The sequence below is a fragment of the Alteromonas sp. AWJ4_197 genome, from assembly GCF_056160285.1.
In genome coordinates this window covers 123,276-140,679 of record NZ_JBSWWW010000003.1, presented here as the reverse complement: position 1 = coordinate 140,679, position 17,404 = coordinate 123,276, and the positions used below count along the sequence as shown (strand labels likewise).

General features: G+C 50.4%; 15 protein-coding genes and 1 pseudogene. 5 read left to right on the top strand and 11 right to left on the bottom strand.

What is annotated here, in order from left to right:
• Positions 1 to 30: 30 nt before the first annotated feature.
• The 4 genes and pseudogenes from ACXAGC_RS07230 to ACXAGC_RS07215 form a co-directional block, all read right to left on the bottom strand.
• Positions 31 to 567, bottom strand: a complete 537-nt coding sequence (locus tag ACXAGC_RS07230) for a DUF6436 domain-containing protein (protein WP_474843662.1) — start codon at positions 565 to 567, stop codon at positions 31 to 33.
• Positions 564 to 2,045, bottom strand: a complete 1,482-nt coding sequence (locus ACXAGC_RS07225; RefSeq protein WP_474843660.1) for a methyl-accepting chemotaxis protein — start codon at positions 2,043 to 2,045, stop codon at positions 564 to 566. Before ACXAGC_RS07225 ends, ACXAGC_RS07230 begins: the two co-directional genes overlap by 4 nt.
• A 74-nt stretch (positions 2,046 to 2,119) precedes the next feature.
• Positions 2,120 to 2,347: pseudogene (locus tag ACXAGC_RS07220) on the bottom strand (CorA family divalent cation transporter); the annotation flags it as partial.
• Positions 2,320 to 2,682, bottom strand: coding sequence for a hypothetical protein (locus ACXAGC_RS07215; RefSeq protein WP_474843658.1), 363 nt, complete (start codon positions 2,680 to 2,682; stop codon positions 2,320 to 2,322). The pseudogene ACXAGC_RS07220 and the gene ACXAGC_RS07215, both read right to left, overlap by 28 nt.
• Here ACXAGC_RS07215 and ACXAGC_RS07210 point away from each other — a divergent pair.
• Together ACXAGC_RS07210 and ACXAGC_RS07205 are read left to right on the top strand one after the other, a co-directional pair.
• Positions 2,660 to 3,178 carry a YceB family lipoprotein gene (locus ACXAGC_RS07210; protein ID WP_474843656.1) on the top strand — a complete coding sequence of 173 codons (519 nt, stop codon included), beginning with the start codon at positions 2,660 to 2,662 and terminating at the stop codon, positions 3,176 to 3,178. The two genes, ACXAGC_RS07215 and ACXAGC_RS07210, sit on opposite strands and share 23 nt — an antisense overlap.
• A gap of 20 nt (positions 3,179 to 3,198) precedes the next feature.
• Positions 3,199 to 4,074: an ATP-grasp domain-containing protein gene (locus tag ACXAGC_RS07205; protein WP_474843654.1), complete on the top strand. Its 876-nt coding sequence runs from the start codon at positions 3,199 to 3,201 to the stop codon at positions 4,072 to 4,074.
• Positions 4,075 to 4,128: 54 nt separating this feature from the next.
• Here the strand turns inward: ACXAGC_RS07205 and ACXAGC_RS07200 are convergent, their stop codons facing one another.
• The 5 genes from ACXAGC_RS07200 to ACXAGC_RS07180 form a co-directional block, all read right to left on the bottom strand.
• Positions 4,129 to 5,454 carry a DUF3300 domain-containing protein gene (locus tag ACXAGC_RS07200; RefSeq protein WP_474843652.1) on the bottom strand — a complete coding sequence of 442 codons (1,326 nt, stop codon included), beginning with the start codon at positions 5,452 to 5,454 and terminating at the stop codon, positions 4,129 to 4,131.
• Positions 5,455 to 5,573: 119 nt separating this feature from the next.
• Complete coding sequence (ribA, locus tag ACXAGC_RS07195) at positions 5,574 to 6,188, bottom strand: GTP cyclohydrolase II (protein ID WP_474843650.1); 615 nt, start codon at positions 6,186 to 6,188, stop codon at positions 5,574 to 5,576.
• A gap of 109 nt (positions 6,189 to 6,297) precedes the next feature.
• Positions 6,298 to 9,168 (bottom strand): EAL domain-containing protein, encoded by a 2,871-nt coding sequence (locus ACXAGC_RS07190; RefSeq protein WP_474843648.1) that lies wholly within the window; start codon positions 9,166 to 9,168, stop codon positions 6,298 to 6,300.
• Positions 9,169 to 9,235: 67 nt separating this feature from the next.
• The gene (locus ACXAGC_RS07185) at positions 9,236 to 9,544 is read right to left on the bottom strand and encodes a hypothetical protein (RefSeq protein WP_474843646.1); all 309 of its coding nucleotides are present in this window, start codon (positions 9,542 to 9,544) and stop codon (positions 9,236 to 9,238) included.
• The gene (locus tag ACXAGC_RS07180; RefSeq protein ID WP_474843645.1) at positions 9,532 to 10,959 is read right to left on the bottom strand and encodes a protein adenylyltransferase SelO; all 1,428 of its coding nucleotides are present in this window, start codon (positions 10,957 to 10,959) and stop codon (positions 9,532 to 9,534) included. Before ACXAGC_RS07180 ends, ACXAGC_RS07185 begins: the two co-directional genes overlap by 13 nt.
• Positions 10,960 to 11,134: 175 nt before the next feature.
• On the opposite strand from ACXAGC_RS07180, the gene ACXAGC_RS07175 reads away from it, so the two are divergent.
• Entirely contained in the window at positions 11,135 to 11,797 is a 663-nt protein-coding gene (locus tag ACXAGC_RS07175; RefSeq protein ID WP_303573555.1) for a glutathione S-transferase, read from the top strand.
• 26 nt (positions 11,798 to 11,823) lie between these two features.
• Here ACXAGC_RS07175 and recQ read toward each other — a convergent pair whose 3' ends face one another.
• Entirely contained in the window at positions 11,824 to 13,668 is a 1,845-nt protein-coding gene (recQ, locus tag ACXAGC_RS07170; RefSeq protein WP_474843642.1) for a DNA helicase RecQ, read from the bottom strand.
• A gap of 125 nt (positions 13,669 to 13,793) precedes the next feature.
• On the opposite strand from recQ, the gene ACXAGC_RS07165 reads away from it, so the two are divergent.
• Entirely contained in the window at positions 13,794 to 15,131 is a 1,338-nt protein-coding gene (locus ACXAGC_RS07165) for a magnesium transporter (protein WP_474843640.1), read from the top strand.
• 113 nt (positions 15,132 to 15,244) lie between these two features.
• Positions 15,245 to 16,171, top strand: coding sequence for an EamA family transporter RarD (rarD, locus tag ACXAGC_RS07160; RefSeq protein WP_474844147.1), 927 nt, complete (start codon positions 15,245 to 15,247; stop codon positions 16,169 to 16,171).
• Here rarD and ACXAGC_RS07155 read toward each other — a convergent pair.
• A complete protein-coding gene (locus ACXAGC_RS07155; RefSeq protein ID WP_474843638.1) occupies positions 16,147 to 17,391 on the bottom strand; it encodes a GGDEF domain-containing response regulator in 1,245 nt (414 codons plus the stop codon). The two genes, rarD and ACXAGC_RS07155, sit on opposite strands and share 25 nt — an antisense overlap.
• Between the last annotated feature and the right edge of the window lie 13 nt (positions 17,392 to 17,404).

The following is a 17,404-nucleotide window of genomic DNA, read 5'->3' as shown; positions in this document are numbered from 1 at the left end:
TTGCTCCCCGCTCTGCGCACCACTCCGCCGTCAGCTTCTGACTGCGCAATAGCAGCCTTCGCCGGCTATGTTCAGCATGGCGCCGTTGAAATCCGGTTTTTGTACTTCTGCGGCGATAGTGGTGACAAGATCATCGCCGGTATAGCAGCCGAGTCCTGTTGCATAAGCACCCAGATACCGGAGCTGGTTTTTACTGTCGATGACGGCAACGGCTGGAAAGCTGGGGATTTCAGCAACGAGCGAAGAATATTCGTTGATGTTAAGTGTTTTAAAATCGTAGCCACTATCCTGCAGCAGGTTTGTCAGCTCTTTCTGATGCTGCCGGCTCAGGGAATTGCAGAAACAAGGCGTGTCTGCTTCAAAGTGAACGATGGTGCCGGGAGTGATGCCGGCCTTTGCCATTTCAGAAACAAAACGTGTATCGAAGTCTTTGTCCTGCGAAGCGGACGTGAGGGTAAGGTCGGGATCAAAAGGGACTGTCTGATTCCCGCCGTATACCCACAGACCGGTCATTAGTACGCAAAGCCAGACAATCATCAACAGCCAGCTGGCTTTGCCCTTCATCATACGCTGAATTTCTGTATGGCTGCCTGCATGTCCCTGCATAGTGAAGAAAGTTGTACTACCTGTTGCTCAAGTTGCGCTGCTGTGGCGGCTTCTTCCTGAGACAGTTCGTGCATCTTCGCCGTACTTTCCGCAATAGACTGGGAAGCGGCTTCCTGTTCAACGGCAGAACTTGCCACTTCAGTCATGTGCTCAGAGGCCGACGTAATTTGTCCTTCAATTTCAGACATGGCTGAGCTGGCATTGGAGGAATCTTCTACGGCCTTGTCTACCAGAGTAATGCAGGTCTGCATCTGCTCCACGGAGCTGGCGGTGCTGGCAACTAACTGTTCGGTAATGGTGGTGATTTCATCCGCACTTTCTTTCGAGCGGATTGCCAGAGTGCGAACTTCGTCTGCTACCACAGCGAAGCCGCGACCATGTTCGCCGGCGCGGGCTGACTCAATTGCCGCGTTCAGTGCCAGCAGGTTTGTTTGCTCGGCTACCGCGGTGATAGAGCGCATGGCATCTGAAATGTTACTGCACCGTTCATTGAGTTCGGCATTGGTTTTCGCTGCCTGAGTGAGCACGCTCTTAAGTGAGGCGATGGAGCTTGCCGTCGCATCTATGGCCTGCTTTGAATCGCCGGTGAGTGAGGATGCCTGACTGGTTTTATCGTTGGCAAGCTGGGTTCTTTCTGTCGTCAGTTGCATCGACACTGCAATTTCTTCAGAGGCGGATGAAACGCTGCTGACCTCATTGGCACTTTCGGCACTGGTACGGCTCAGTTCTACCGTGGCTGACTTTATGACTTCACTGGACGAGGCCACTTTGTCAGTTAACTGGCGGGCGTTGGCTACCAGAGACTTAATTTGCATGAGCAAATCAGCAAACTGACTGATGCCTTTGTTGTCCTGCGGGATTTTAATAGTCAGGTCAATGTTGTCCCGTTGTGCGAGTACCTGAGACACGGTATTACTGAGGGCAAACGCATTGACGCCTTCGTCGTGGGAGCGTTTGGCTACATACATAAGTGCCACACATTCAGCAATAGCGAACAGGGCATGTAAAACCAGAATGAAGAACGTGATGTGCCCTTCTTCAAAGATGAAAACACCCGCTCCCTGAGTCTGCAGTACGAAGAAGCCGATGTGATGAACCGCAACAACGGCGGTAGAAATGCCAATTACCAGCCAGTCGCGGAATACGACAAGGATGGCCAGAAGAACGAATATTTCGAAGTGCCACTCAATGAGGCCTAAGGTCTGGTTAATGTGCAGCGCTGTCATCAGCTGCACGGCAATGGCGATTGTCGCCCGGCTTAGCAGAGAGCCCGGTTGGGTAAAACTGAAAAATAGCGGCAGTGCAACAATAGGTAAGCCGAAGATAAAGGCGGGTAACAGTTCGCCGGTATACAAGCCGATTGCAACAGCAAGCGCAAACTGTACTGGCAATATAATGCGAAAGATTCTGTGACCGTCAAGAATCCAGGGATATTGCATGGGGCGTCCTCAATGTAACTATCTACGCACTGAGTATAGGTTAACTTTTTGTTAACGATGTGCGCCAGATCAAATTAACGCATAGCATAGTACGCATATGTGTACTGCTCCATTGCACTCATCAATAGGGTAAACGCGCCCGGAGATTCTGTCCCCGGCAGTCCGGCTACATTCATGCCGAATACGCCGGTAAGAAAAGACAGTGGCAGGAAGATGGCGGTGACCATGGACAGTACATACATTCGCATTCCTTGCTGGTCAGCAATCCGGTTTCTCAACTCGTCTTGCAGGACAACAGCACGCCATGATCCAGCTGCATAGCCCTCGGGCGGGTTTCAGGTGCGCACAGCGCATCACTGATGGCACTGGTTACTGATAAATCTGCCAGAATAGCCGCTGAGTCAAGTACGTCACTTTGTACGTGCACCCATTTGTATTCATCAGGCTGGCAGGGCTTTGTCAGCTCGTTTTGCTCAAGCGCCCGGGCGTGGCCGTCTGCTGAAATAATATAAGCGGTTAAAAATGCTGTACCCGTCGTAATATGGGCTCCCTGTGCTGCGTTAATTTTTGCGTCTGTGTTAAAGTAGCGCGAGCTAAATTTACCACGAGGTCTTATGCGTAATCTAACCCGTTTCACCTTTGCGTTAACTGTAGCAATGATGTTTTTTGTTACGCAGGCACAGGCATTTACGTTTCGTTTGTCTCAGCAGGACCTGAATCAGGTTGTGCGGATGACCTTTCCGCAAACACAGTATTACCAGGATATGAAGGTTGTTATCAGCGACCCGTCATTGTTTCTGCAAGCTGATAATAACGTGGCTGTAGAAGTGAATTTGCTGGGTACGCAGGGCGGTCAGAAGATGGAAGCGGCAGCCAGATTAAGTGGTGAACTGTTTTATGACGGCAGTAAAGGCGAGTTGCAGATCATCCGCCCCAAACTGGATGATTTTAACGTGTTGAGCAGCACACTGGAAAATGAGAAGGACATCCTGCGCTGGGCTGAACAGCTTAAAGGGCAGTCTGCACCGGTGATCCTGCTGGTGAATTTTAAAGATCTGAACCTGTCCATACTGGGTAACCGTTTACCACGGGATATGCGTGTGGAAAGTGGTCAGCTGGTTATCGAATTTTAATCTGTCCGGACGGAGTAGTTATGTCTGTGATTGCTTTTCTTTCAATGGATACGTCGGCCCTTGAAGATTTCTTCGTTTACGATGAAATGCTTATCCCTCATTTCAACGCACATGGCTACGATGTTGAAACCGTTGCCTGGCGGGATGGATCCGTGGACTGGAACAGATTTAGCCATGTGATTGTGCGAAGTCCCTGGGATTATCAGCAGGATCCTGATGGATTTATGGCGTGCCTTGAGCGCATTGAAGCTTCACAGGCCACGCTTCACAACCCCTTGTCTCTCATGAAGTGGAACATTGAAAAAACGTATCTGCAGTCGCTGGAAAGTCAGGGCGTACCGGTAGTGCCTACAAGTTGGGCAGACTCTTTTTCGGCAGACTGGTTTGTTAAGCAATTTGAAGTATTCGAAACAGACGAGCTGGTGATCAAACCGGCGCTGAGCGCTAATGCTGACGATACGTTTCGCATTCATCGTCGTGATGCAGCAAACTACACCGCTCAACTGAGTGAGCTTTTTCATAACCGTAAGTTAATGGTGCAGCCTTTTTTACAAAGTGTTACCGGCGAGGGTGAGTACTCACTCTTTTACTTTGGCGGGCAGTACAGTCACACTTTGTTGAAGCAACCTCAGGAAGGAGACTTCAGGGTGCAGGAAGAGCACGGTGGCAGGTTATCCGCTTTTACCCCTGATGCTGGCATGCTAAGTGTGTGTGAAGCAGCACTCAATGCTATGCCTGACAGCTATTTGTATGCGAGAGTCGACCTCATCCGGACTGATTCAGGCTGGGCAATTATGGAGCTGGAACTCATTGAGCCATCGCTCTATTTTAATATCGATGAATCCTCCGCCGCCCGTTTTGTTGATGTGTTTGTAAGCCGTCACGGTGAAGGCTGAAGAAAACAAAAAAGGGCTGCAGCCGGACTGAGCCCTTATTAATAAAACGCGGCGTTAATCTTTGTCCCGCATTCTCGCGCCGTTACTTACTTTCTCCCGGCTTTGCTGATGATATTGCGGCCGTGGAGCCGGTTGTTGGCGGGAGACATTATTTTTCCCCGCATACTGATTTCTGCTCACGGCTGCGTCTTTGCCATTTCCCTGTGCGGCGTAGCTGTTCTGAGCCCTGTACTGTTTAACCTGACGTTCCTGCTGTACCGGCTGCGTGTAGCGCTTTACGTCCGGCGACTGGCGTACAATGTTGTTAGTCTCCGGTCCTTTGGCCCGTGGCTCAATTTGACGGTATTGTTTGTCCGGAGTACTGCGCTTAACTGTTTCATTGCCGGTATACTGTTTCACATGTTTCTGATTGACCGGCTCCTGTCTGTTAACAACAGAGCGGCTTGCTACTGCAGGCGCGTTGCGGGTAGAACTGTTGTAGTCCACTTTATGCCTCACAGGTCGGGCGTCATTGATGTAACGGGTGTTTTTCGTGCTTACGACACGGTCTGAATAGCGCACCCGGCGATGCTCCGCACTATGTTGCCATGGCTGATAATCACGGCTGTAAGAGCGCTTGATGTCACTACCATAGTAAAAGCGCTTCACCGGCCGGCGGGTAACAATCACATGGCGATCGTGCCAGCTGATACCACCGAAATAGAAGGTAGTAGACAGCCGGATCCCGGGATTCCAGTAGAAAGACGCGGTTTGATGGTAGTGAACAGGGTGATGCCAGTACACAGGGGCGATGGCCGGATGCCACCAGCTGCCGTAAACTACCCGCGTATCGTAGTAGGGAACATACACAATTTCTTTGCGTACCGGTTCAATAACAATCACTTCACGGTCACGCTTAATGCGCTGATATTCATTGTTTGTCAGTGTGCCGGCATTCAGTGCGTGCTGACGCAATACCTGAACTCTGGCCAGTACACGGCTTTGACTGATTAGTACATTGTCGCCAAGGGCCTGTAGCCAGTCGAGATCATTGCTTAAAGTATGCAGTATGTCGCTGAAAGGTACGATTGCTTTAACGCTGGGATCCCAGTTGAAATCTTCAATTGCGTCTTCCACTTCCTCACTGTCCATTTCTGCATGAGCCTGACGCCAGCGGTCAGCAGCCACCACTTCCAGAGGATAAGTGGATGCAATGAGAATGTGGGTAAGAATGGTGTCCGGATAGAGGGCAACCGGCGCCAGCAAACTGTCGAGTTCAGCATCGGTATAGGTCGCATTCTGCTGCTGTATCTGCTGTGTTTCAGCACTGAATGCTGTGGATGGCAGTACCAGGGTTCCGGCAGCCAGAGAAGCGATAACGGCAAAGGTAACAGGTTTCATAGTCACTCCGTTATTCCGCAAAATGTCACGGAATGTAGTCAGTATATGAAACGTTATAGCCGGTTATACATTAACCAAACCTGAACCAACCCGTTACGGGTGGTTCAGGTTTGTCAGAATTATTTGAACATGTGAGGGTCGAAAACGTGGCCGAGCTTTTCGGTTTTTGTTTTCAGGTAATGTTTGTTGTCTTTTGTCACGCCGTGATCGATGGGCTTTCTGGCAACAATTTCAACGCCTAAGTCTTCCAGCGCTTTCAGTTTGCGGGGATTATTCGTCATCAGCTCTACTTTGCCGATTTTCAGTGTATCCAGCATGAGTTTACAGATATCGTAGCTGCGTAAATCTGCATCAAAACCCAGATGCTCATTCGCTTCTACGGTATCCATGCCGCTGTCCTGCAGGTTGTAAGCGCGGATTTTATTCAATAGGCCAATACCCCGGCCTTCCTGGCGCAAATACAGAATCACACCGAAACCGTGGTCGACAATATTTTGCATGGCCTTTTCCAGTTGGAAGCCACAATCGCAACGTGTACTGAATAAAGCATCACCGGTAAGGCATTCTGAATGAATACGAATCGGTACGGTGTCGCTTTCTTTCCACGAGCCGTAAGATAATGCCACATGTTCCTGTCCGCTTAATTCAACAAAGCCGTGAATGCGGAATTCACCCATACGGGTAGGGAGTTTGGCGGAACTGATATATTCGTACTTCGGTTGCTTACTGGTCATTGCACTTCTATGCCTGCTGTTACATCCACGATAATGTGGGGATGATGCGCTATTTTACAAGATTAGCGCCTGAGCATTATAGCAATTGTTTATGGATTAGTGCTGAGTATCACAACCTGACAAAATTATCCAGCGGAGCGGGGTGAGCAATTGCAAAACCCTGAGCGAAATCCACACCAATGGCACGCAGGGATTCCATCGCCAGCGCGCTTTCTACGTATTCGCCGACTGTCGACATGCCAATGGCCTTGGCCACATCATTGATAGACGACACCAGTACCTTATTCACCGGACTGGTATGCATGTCCTGAACAAAGCTGCCATCAATTTTCACGCAATTAACAGGCAAATCCCGTAAATAGCCGTAGGACGAGAATCCGGTACCAAAATCATCAAGGGCAAATTTACAGCCTAACTGTTTAAAGGTGCGGATAAATTCTAATGTTCTGTCCATCTGCACAATGGCGGCAGTTTCAGTAATTTCAAAACAAATTTTACTGTAAGGCACATTGTATTGCTCAAAGGCTTTCAGGATTTGCAGTTTCAGATTTTCATCTGCCAGTGCCGTGCCGCACAAATTAATATTGCACTGGGCAAGGTTAGCCAGTTGAACGGGATGCGCTCCCAGCCAGCTGAGCGTATGGGTAACAACCCACTGGTCGATGAGGGGAGAAAGATCGTATCTTTCTGCTGTTGGCAGAAATGCCGCCGGTTCGTAGATCTGGCCCCGGTCCCCCTTCATACGTACAAGAATTTCAAAGTAATCACCGCCGGCTTCCGTTTGCAGAGGCATGAGCGGCTGGTAATAAAGTTCAAAGCCGCCGGATTGCAGGGCAGACTGAATGCGTTTTACCCAGTCGAGTTCTTCGGTGTAACGTTGCAGCGCTTCATCATTGCCTTTTAACTGATGTATGCAATTTCTGCCGTTCCGCTTGGCCATATAACAGGCATTATCTGCCAGACTTAACAGATGCTCCGCACTGGCATCGATTTGATCACTGTTCACCATGCCGATACTGACACCCAGGTTAAATACCTGGTTATCCCATACAAACCGGTAAGCCTGCACCGCATTCAGCATCTTGTTACCACACAAGAATGCTGATTCTTCTGTTTCAGTTGTGTATAAAGCCGCAAATTCATCGCCTCCCAGCCTGGCCAGCAGACCCCGGTTGCCTAATGTGGATTTCAGCAAGCTGGCAATTTCTTTAATGAGTCTGTCACCTGCTTTATGACCACAGGTATCGTTCACTGTTTTAAATCTGTCCAGGTCGAGGTATTGCAGGATAACCGGCGGAGAGTTTTCTGTACGTGCCTGCATCGCGCTGGCCAGTTGCAATTCAAATTCTCTGCGGTTCATCGCGCCGGTGAGGGAATCGTGGCTGGCGAGGTATTGCAGGCTTAAGTCCATTTCTTTGCGGCTGGTGATGTCAAATACCGAACCGTAAAGGTAAATATCATCACTTTCCCGTTTTAACTGACAGGAGAGTGAAAACCAGAACTCACTGCCATCAGCCCGGGTACCGCGGATTTCTTTTCCCAGAATCACATTTTTCTCAAGCAACTCGGCGACCAGCGCCTTACGGTCATTTTCATCTGCATAGAAGGTGGCTGTGTTGGTGACAGATTTGAGCATATCGCCTTCACTGTCATAGCCAAATACGGCACACATAGCAGGGTTGACCGTTTTGAGCTTGCCATCAAGGGTAGAGGTATACAGCCCTTCTGCGGCAGTGCGGAACAGATCGTAAAAGCGCTGGAGATCAGATATCCGGCGGCGCTGGGTAGAGAGCTGATCATCACTTACCGTGCGCTCCTGTATTTCAGCACCAATTCCCAGTGCCATCACCGACAGCACCACGATAAGGATTTCCATGACCGGTGAAACATCGTCAAAAGATATCCCGTTTACCATGTTAGAAAAACAATGGGTAAACGCCACCATGAACAGCCCCCAGGCGAGCAGGTATATGAAGGTGAGGGACGGAATACGGCGATCGCGATATATCAGTGCTTCAAGGGCAAACAGAGTGGTAAATGCAGGCATTACAAAGCAGCCTGTACTGAACGTGAATAACGGATTACCTAATGCCAGTGCGGCAATAGCCAGTGCGCCAAGGGCGATACTTTGCAGAAGATGGACGCGCTGAGGCACACGGGTGAAGAAGTGGCGGGTCAGTTTCAAAAGAACAAAGCATACCATCAGCATCAACAGAGTGAATATAATTTCAAAGTGTTGTTGCAGGCCGCTGGTAGTAACCAGTTCCCCTTGTACCCAGACCAGAATTAACAGGCAATTTGCGGCCAGTGCTGACAGCCAGAATCTGCTGCGGGTCTGTTTATACAACCAGGTCAGCAAGAAATAGCCGAACAGCACGGTCAGTGAACCTGTGGTAAGGCCGAAAAGAAGTAAATTATTTTGTTGCCGCTCCGCCAGCTTTTGGGTGTCCCACAAATACACCGGAAATGCGCGGAAGCCATGATCTTTCAACCTGACGGCCAGTGTGGTGGTGACGCCAGCCTGTAACGTAACAGGAACAACCAGTGCGCCCTGCCGGTAATACTCTGCTACCGGTTCAGAAGCGGTTAGAACCGTGGCGCTTAGCAGGTTGCCACGGGCGTCCAGCGTGTAAACACCGGCCTCATCAACGCCGGGCTTTTCAATACTGACTACCAGTGACGACGCACGGTCGAGAACGGAATGGACATCAATGAACTGCCATAACGCCTCGCCATCCTCAAGGGGCATTAATGAATCGCTGACAGGCAGGTTTGAGCGGTTCTTCAGGGCTTCTGAGGGGGTGAGGTTGTCGCCGGCAACATAAACCGGTACTTCGGCATTCAGGTTGACTGACACAAAATCGCGGGATAGAAGTTTATCGGCGGCAATACTGCACAGCGGACTGAACAACAGCCCGGTTATTATCAGTAACACTGTGACAAAAAAATTGCCGGCTCCCGCCCGCTCAGCACGTCTCATTCCCTGCTCGCACCATCTTGTTTTGATTGTTTTTTATACTAATACAAACCTTGCAGGATCACGAATCCTATTTTGAGTTGATGTGCTGCCATAAAGTGTCTGTATTACTCGCGACGCCGCCAGCGGGCTCCAGCCACATGGCATCACATAACCATTCAATGCAAAGGAGAAAACGTAATTCTCCGGCAGAATAAATAACCTGCATACGATCAGCGCCCCATTCAGGAGGCTGAGGCACAGCATCCAGTAGTGCACCTAACCGGTTAGCAAATTGGGTTGCTCTGGCCGGTGTATCAGGCAGGGGAAACGCCAGTAAAATAAGTTCGTCCTGCCTTTTGGCTTGTTGTTTCAGAGCTTCTGCTGTTAACTGCTGCACGACAGCATACCTCCGCGGGTTTGTTTTGATGGTGTACTGAAAGGGTGGCTGTCCCATCGCGTATCGAAGGGCGAAATACATGCCTCCAGCAATTGCTCACAGGTTGTAAAGTCGCCGCTTTCTGCATCTTCAATGGCTTGTTGTAGAAGATGGGTTCGCGGGATCACCGCCGGATTAAACGGGCGGATATCCTCAGGCTGCGTCGACTGTTCAAACCGTAATGAGCGGTAATTTTGCCACCAGTTATCAAATGTCTCACGATCAATAAAATCATCACGTAGCTGACAGCTAATGTCTGAGAGATTTGTAAGTGCTAACTTTCTGAAAGAATATGTGTAGTCTGACAGTTGTTGTTCCAGCATATTAAGCCACTGATTAACCACAGGCATGGAAGAGGGAGAGGTGCTTTCCAGTCCCATCCGCCGGCACATCGCATTGCCGAACTGACTGATAAACGCCGGTTCGTAGCGTTGCAGAGCAGAGCGGATTTCGTCTACGGAGCAGTGGTCAGAAAAGCAGTGCGCCAGTACGTTCAGATTCCACAGGCCAATACCAGGTTGCTGATCAAATGCGTAGCGTCCCTGATGATCAGAGTGGTTAAAGACGGCATCAGCCTTAAACCCGTCCATAAATGCGTAAGGCCCGTAATCAAAGGTAATCCCGTGCACAGACATATTGTCGGTATTCATCACGCCATGGGCAAAACCGTGAGTTTGCCACAACGCAATCAGCCGTGCGGTACGTAAAGTGATGGCCGTGAGCAGGGCCAGATGAGGATTTGCAGCATCGAGGCATTCCGGGAAGTGGGTAGCCAACGTGTAGTCAAACAGTGCATTGAGCTTGTCTTTTTCGCCGCTGTGGAAGAAGTATTCAAAATGCCCGAAGCGTATGTGACTTGGGCAGGTGCGGATCATCATCGCTCCCTGTTCCGGCTGCTCCCGGAAAACGGTTTCTGCGCTGCTGAAGAGGCACAAACTTCGTGATGAGGGAATACCAAGGGCATGCAATGCTTCGCCGCCAATGTATTCGCGGATCGTTGAGCGTAATACCGCGCGGCCGTCTGCGCCTCTGGAATAAGGTGTCGGACCGGCGCCTTTGAGGTGCAGGTCTGTTACTTTGCCTTCTGTATCCACCGCTTCTGCCAGCAGTAAGCCGCGGCCGTCGCCAAGAAAAGGGTTCCACTGGCCAAACTGATGACCACCATATTTCTGAGCCACTGCGCTTTCGCAAAGTGCTGAGCTTTCATCCGCCAGTAACGTGGTAATGTGATTATCTGTCCACCATGCCTCAGGCAGGCCCAATTGTGCCGCCAGTGGCCGGTTCACCAGGCGCAATTGTTGTTGCTTAAGCACTGCCGGTTTTACAGGGGAAACCATGGATGACAGTGCGCTGGCATAACTGTGAGTAAGCTTCATGGGGGCCTTAAGAAATTCGGGAAAATTAGTCTGATGTGTTTTGATACTGATTTCCAGTTAACATCAGGCTATGTAGATTACTAAAAATTAATTATAAACTCAGCCCCGGAAGAGAGCGTAATCAATAATAATCCCACTAACCACGGCAATCCCACTCAACAAGGAGTATTGAGACGTGTTAACGATTCATCATTTAAATAATTCGCGGTCGCAACGGTTACTCTGGTTACTGGAGGAGCTGAATGTTGAGTACAAATTGGAGAAATACCAGCGGGATGCGAAGACGGGTCTTGCGCCGGTGGAGCTGAAAGCGGTACATCCACTTGGCCGTTCTCCGGTTCTGACCACTGAGAATGTGTCTCTGGCAGAGTCCGGCGCCATTGTTGAATACGTGGTGCGGCATTACGGAAATGGCGCATTTGCTGTGCCGGAGGAAGAAAGTAGCTACCAGCAATATCTGTTCTGGCTGCATTTTGCTGAGGGATCGCTGATGCCTCCCAGAGTGGCGATGCTGGTGTTCTCAAAAGCAAAACAGAAAGTACCGGCGCTGTTAAGACCACTGGCGAAAAAAATCCTCGACGGCATTATGGACGCTTACTACAAGCCGAATCTTATCCAGAGTTTAAAATTCACCGAGTCCCATCTGCAGAATCATGCCTGGTTCGCAGGTACGGAACCCACCGGCGCTGATGTGCAGATGCTGTTTCCGCTGGAAACACTGGTTGCCATGGGGCAGGCTGATGATTATCCGGCGATTAAGGCGTGGGTGAAAAAAATTCATGACCGGCCTGCCTATCAGCGGGCGCTGGAAAAAGGCGGTGAGTACGATTATGCCTGAGATTTCAGAGGTAACGGTGTGCCGGCTCAGTCGTTCAGAGTACTTTCGAGATAATCGTTTATCATCTGCAGGAACGCTTCACCATAGCGTTCCAGTTTGGTTTTACCCACGCCGCTGATATCCAGGAAATCGTTAACCGTAGTCGGGGTTTTCGCCGCCATATCTGCCAGCGTTGCATCACTGAAAATAACGTAAGGCGGTACGCTGTGCTCTTCAGCCAGTGACTTACGCAAATGCTTAAGGCGCTTGAACAGTGCTTTATCGTAAACAGCGGGCGCTTTACTTACCCGTGCATCAGGTTTAAAGCTGAGCCTTGGCACTGCCAGTTCAAGAGGGACTTCCCCTTTAAGTACAGAACGGGCATTCTCGTTTAGTCTGAGCATGGCACCGGCGGTTAAATCGACTCTCACCAGACCTTTGTGGATTAACTGGTTAATCATACTGTGCCAGTATCCGTCAGGCTTTTCTTTACCAATACCATAGGTGCTGAGCTGGTGGTGGCCGGCTTCCTGAATGCGCTTCAGTGCCTTGCCCCGTATCACGTCGATAACATATTGCGAACCGGCCTGTTGATTCAGGCGTAAAATACAAGACAGGATCTTCTGGGCGATAACCAGCCCGTCAATCAGCTTCGGCGGGTCAATGCATATATCGCAGTTGCCACAGGCGGTATCACTGTACTGAGAAAAGTAATTCAGCAGCACCTGACGGCGACAGGTTTGCGCTTCGGCAAATGCTTCCATTGACGCAAACTTTTGAATCTCCACATCCAGCCGGTCCGTTGCTTCTCCCTGGTCAATCCACTGGCGTACCCTGGCGGCATCTTTTTCATCGAACAACAGCATGGCTTCAGACTCCAGCCCGTCACGTCCGGCCCGGCCTGTTTCCTGATAGTAATTTTCAATACTTCGCGGTACATCATGATGCACCACGTACCGCACGTTAGATTTGTTAATGCCCATACCGAAAGCCACGGTGGCAATGACAATGTCCACCTGATCATTCAGAAAACGGCGCTGAACATATTCCCGCTCGTCTGCATCTTTACCGGCATGATAGGCGGCACAGCTGATGCCTTCGCGGTGTAGTTTTGCATGAAGGTCGTCCACTTTCGCGCGGCTGTTGCAATAAATAATACCGCTGCCATCCTGCTGTTTTACGTAATCCCGTACCTGGTCAAAGGCTTTATATTTGGGCATGACACGGTAGCGGATATTCGGCCGGTCGAAGCTGCCTTTGTATACAAACGGATCCTGAAGATTAAGCTGCACCAGAATATCGGCTTGTGTGGCTGCATCTGCCGTGGCGGTTAATCCGATTACCGGAATAGAGGGAAAACGTTGTTTCAGCAGACCGAGAGCACGGTAATCCTGTCTGAAGTCATGACCCCAGTGAGACACACAGTGCGCTTCATCCACGGCAAACAGTGAAACCGTTTGCGACTGCAGAAAAGACATCAGCCAGGAAGTGAGCAATTTTTCCGGCGAGACGTATAACAGTTGCAACGTGCCACCGGTAATGCGGCTGAGTACTGATTGCTGCTGTTCCTGATCCTGTGTGGAGTTGATGTACGCAGCACTCACCCCGGCTTCCCGCAGTTGTTCGACCTGATCCTGCATCAGTGAAATCAATGGAGAAACTACTACCGCAACCCCTTCTCTAACAAGCGCAGGAATTTGGTAACAAAGGGATTTACCGCCGCCTGTGGGTAATAACACCAGAGCATCCCGGCCATCAACCACCGCATTGATAACGGCTTCCTGGCCGTCTCTGAATTTGTTGTAGCCGAATACCTTCGACAGCACTTCAAGAGGTGTCGCAGTATCGCTTTCCGGCAATTTTTCAGGGGTGGGGGATTCGATAATCGTCATTGCCGGGGGATTTTACGTGTTTTCGCGCAAGTGTTCACGGCATTTGCAGTACAGTTTGCTATATGTTGTTGTGTTAGCGGAAAAAAAAGCTAACATCAGCAGCATCGAATGTGAAGGAGAGTAATATGGCTGAACCGTTACCCGATCTGATTGAAGAACTCGTATCAGAGGCGCAAAACGACGATCCCGCTGCCGTATTAACCACACTGGCCAGTGAAGACGATGTTTCTGTTGCAACAGTCCTTGAATCGTTACCGGTAGAGCACCGGATTGCCACCTGGGAAGGCTTGCCCCGGGACAGAAAAATCGACGTGCTGGTAGAGATGCGTAGCGATCCGCGGGAAATCCTCATCGACGCCACGCCTGACAGTGAATGGTCACTGATGTTTGCCGACATCGAAGCTGAATCACTGCTGGAACTGATGGATTCACTGCCGTCACGGTTGATTGACCTCGCATTTAAAGCACTGGATACCCAGCAACAGGCATTCTTCCGTGAAGCGACACAGTTCAGTGATGACGAAATCGGTCACTGGCTCTCCCACGAACAACTGGTATTGCCTATCAACGCAAAAGTGCGTGATGCATTGCGGCTTATCCGCCGTAATGTGCCGGGGCACTGTGACACCCTTTTTCTGACCAACCGCTCCGGTCAGTTTTCAGCAGCGGTAAAGCTAACCAAAGTGTTCGGCGCGCCGGAGCATGTGCCTCTGGTGGAGTTGACGGTTGAGAATATGCCTGTGCTTAAGGGGACCGACGATACCACCGCGGCGTCTTTGCAATTACAACGTTCGGGCTTTGCATCATTACCTGTGGTGGATGACTGCAATAAGTTACTGGGACGGCTGGATGTAACGTCCGCCAGTGAGCTGGTGAATGAAAATTATGAACGTCAGGTGATGGCATCTGCCGGTATGGATGAAGACGAGGATTTATTCTCGCCTGTCGCGAAGAGTGCCCGCAACCGTGCACTCTGGTTGGGTATCAACCTACTCACAGCGTTTCTGGCGTCCTGGTTTATCGGTATGTTTGAAGGCACGTTACAACAGGTTGTGGCACTGGCGGTGCTGATGCCGGTGGTTGCCAGTATGGGCGGCATTGCCGGCAGCCAGACACTCACACTGATTGTCCGTGGTCTGGCACTTGGGCAGGTAACCAAAGCTAACTTCCGTGCCCTGATGATGAAAGAGCTTAAAGTTGGCGGCCTGAACGGCGTGATCTGGGCCATCATTATTGGCATAGTGGCCTCTTTCTGGTTCTCAAGTGCGGCGCTGGGCGTGGTGATTTGTCTGGCAATTCTGGTGAACATCGTGTCAGCAGCCCTGGCCGGTGTATTTCTGCCTGTGTTGCTGGAAAAACTGAATATCGACCCTGCGCTCAGCGGCTCGGTGATCCTCACCACCGTGACCGATATTGTAGGATTTGTTGCCTTTCTTGGTCTGGGTACCCTGTTTCTGCTCTAGCGCCGGCAGACCATCATAAGTGCCCGGCATTTTACCGGTACAGACTTGCTTCGGTTTGTACCGGCAGGAGACAATGCAACTTTCTCTTCTAACAAGGAACGTCATTGAACGACTTGCAAAGCCTTGCAGCATCCCGCGCTACCCGTACCGGTGTAATTTGTGCCATCGCGGCCTACATTATGTGGGGCGTAGCGCCGGTTTACTTTAAACAGCTTCAGGTTCTGCCGGCCATGGATGTGCTGATGCACAGAATTATCTGGTCTGCGGTCATTCTGCTGGTGTTAGTGCTGGCACTGAAGCAGGGGCCAAAGGTGATGGCAGCACTGCGCAGCCGCAAAGTGATGCAGGTGCTGTTTTTTGCGGGTTTACTACTGGGAGCAAACTGGCTGCTTTTTATCTGGGCGATTAACAATGACCATTTGCTTGATGCCAGTCTGGGTTACTATATCAATCCGCTGATCAATGTGTTCTTCGGCCGTTTGTTCCTGGGTGAAGTATTGCGTCCGGCGCAGAAAGTGGCGGTTGGTCTGGCTGCAACCGGCGTCACTATTCTCATTGTGACTTATGGTCAACTTCCCTGGATTGCGCTGGTGCTGGCGATGACTTTCAGTGTGTATGGTTTGTTGAGAAAGAAAGTGGCGGTGGACTCATTGCCCGGACTCTTCATTGAAACAACCCTGTTGTTACCTTTCGCGCTGATTTACTGGGTAGGGTTTGCCAGTGAACACAGCAATATGTTGCATAATGACTGGCAACTTAATGCACTGCTGTTTGCGGCGGGTATTGTAACCACTGCGCCATTGCTGTGCTTTACTGCCGCAGCCCGCCGTATCATGTATTCCACGCTGGGGTTCTTCCAGTATATCGGACCGTCAATCATGTTTATGCTGGCGCTGTTTGTTTACGGCGAGCCCTTTGATATGACCAAAATGGTTACATTTGTTTTTGTGTGGCTGGCTTTGGTGGTATTCAGTACCGATTCGTTACGGGCCTACCGTCAGCAGCGGAAAAAGCTTCAGATTGCGCGGGAGCAAACCTGATTACGACCCTGAGATTTGGCGGTGTAAAGCAGTTTGTCTGCATCGCCGAGCAGGGTTTCAAGGTTGTCATCGAAAGCACTGATTAATCCGATACTCGCTGTCACACTAAGCAACTTATCTTTGTAGAGTACCGGAGTTTCTGCAACTACCGCGCGGAAATTTTCCATCCGCCTGAGGGCATCTTCAGAAGCCATATCCGGCAGATAAATACAGAACTCTTCACCGCCGAATCGTGCTGCCGGTACATCGTTAAACAGCGAGCTGATTAACTCTGCCACCGTTTTCAGCACGGCATCACCGGCATCGTGGCCGTAGGTGTCATTAATGCGTTTGAAATGGTCAAGGTCTACAAGGGCCAGTGACTGGCGTTCCACATGCTGGCGGTAGCGGGTGGCTACCGTGTAGAAAAAGTGACGGCGGTTCGGCAGGCCTGTCAGATAGTCAGAATTGGCGACCCGGCGGATGGTTTCCACGCTTTCCAGCAATTCAAGGTTTTGCATCACCCTGCACAGAAACTCTTCGTGACAGAAGGGGCTGCGCAGAAAGTCATTGGCACCGCTTTTGAGGAATGTTGCCGGCAAAATACCGGATTTTCCTGACGCAATACCGATAATCGCCATTTCTTCTTTAGCATATGCGCGGCGTAATTCCGCAATGTACTGGACGCCCTGGTCATCATCAATGCTATAGTCGATGAGCATCAACTGAATGTAGGGGTGTTCAGCAAGGTGCTCCTGCGCCTGCGCTTGTCCGCTGGCTGAGTAAACCAGGAAGTTATGTCGGCGGAGCAGGGATACCATGGCCTGACGACTGCTGCGCTTGTCGTCCACCACCAGTACACCCACACTTTTGTTTTTATCGAGTCTGGCCAGAAGGCGGCTCAGATAGTCATAGATCTGATGATTTTCCTTCACCAGATAATCAACAATTTCTCTGCTGAGTATCGCTTTGCGGGTATCGTCGCTGGCGTTGTCGGTAACGACAATGGTGGGCACAAAAGCATTGATGGTGAAATCAATGGCTTCTCCGTGAGGAGCATCAGGCAGCGCATAGGCTACGACGGCACAAAGATACTCTTCAGGCATAGACGCAGAAAAGCGCATCTGTGCTTCGCTGAGGGAATTTGCCCCTTCGGGAATTAAACCGGCCTTTTTCACCAGTTTGGACACGAGCTGCAAGCTTTTCTGGCTATTTTCAATGACCAGTACTTTTCTTTGCATATCGTGCCTCAGT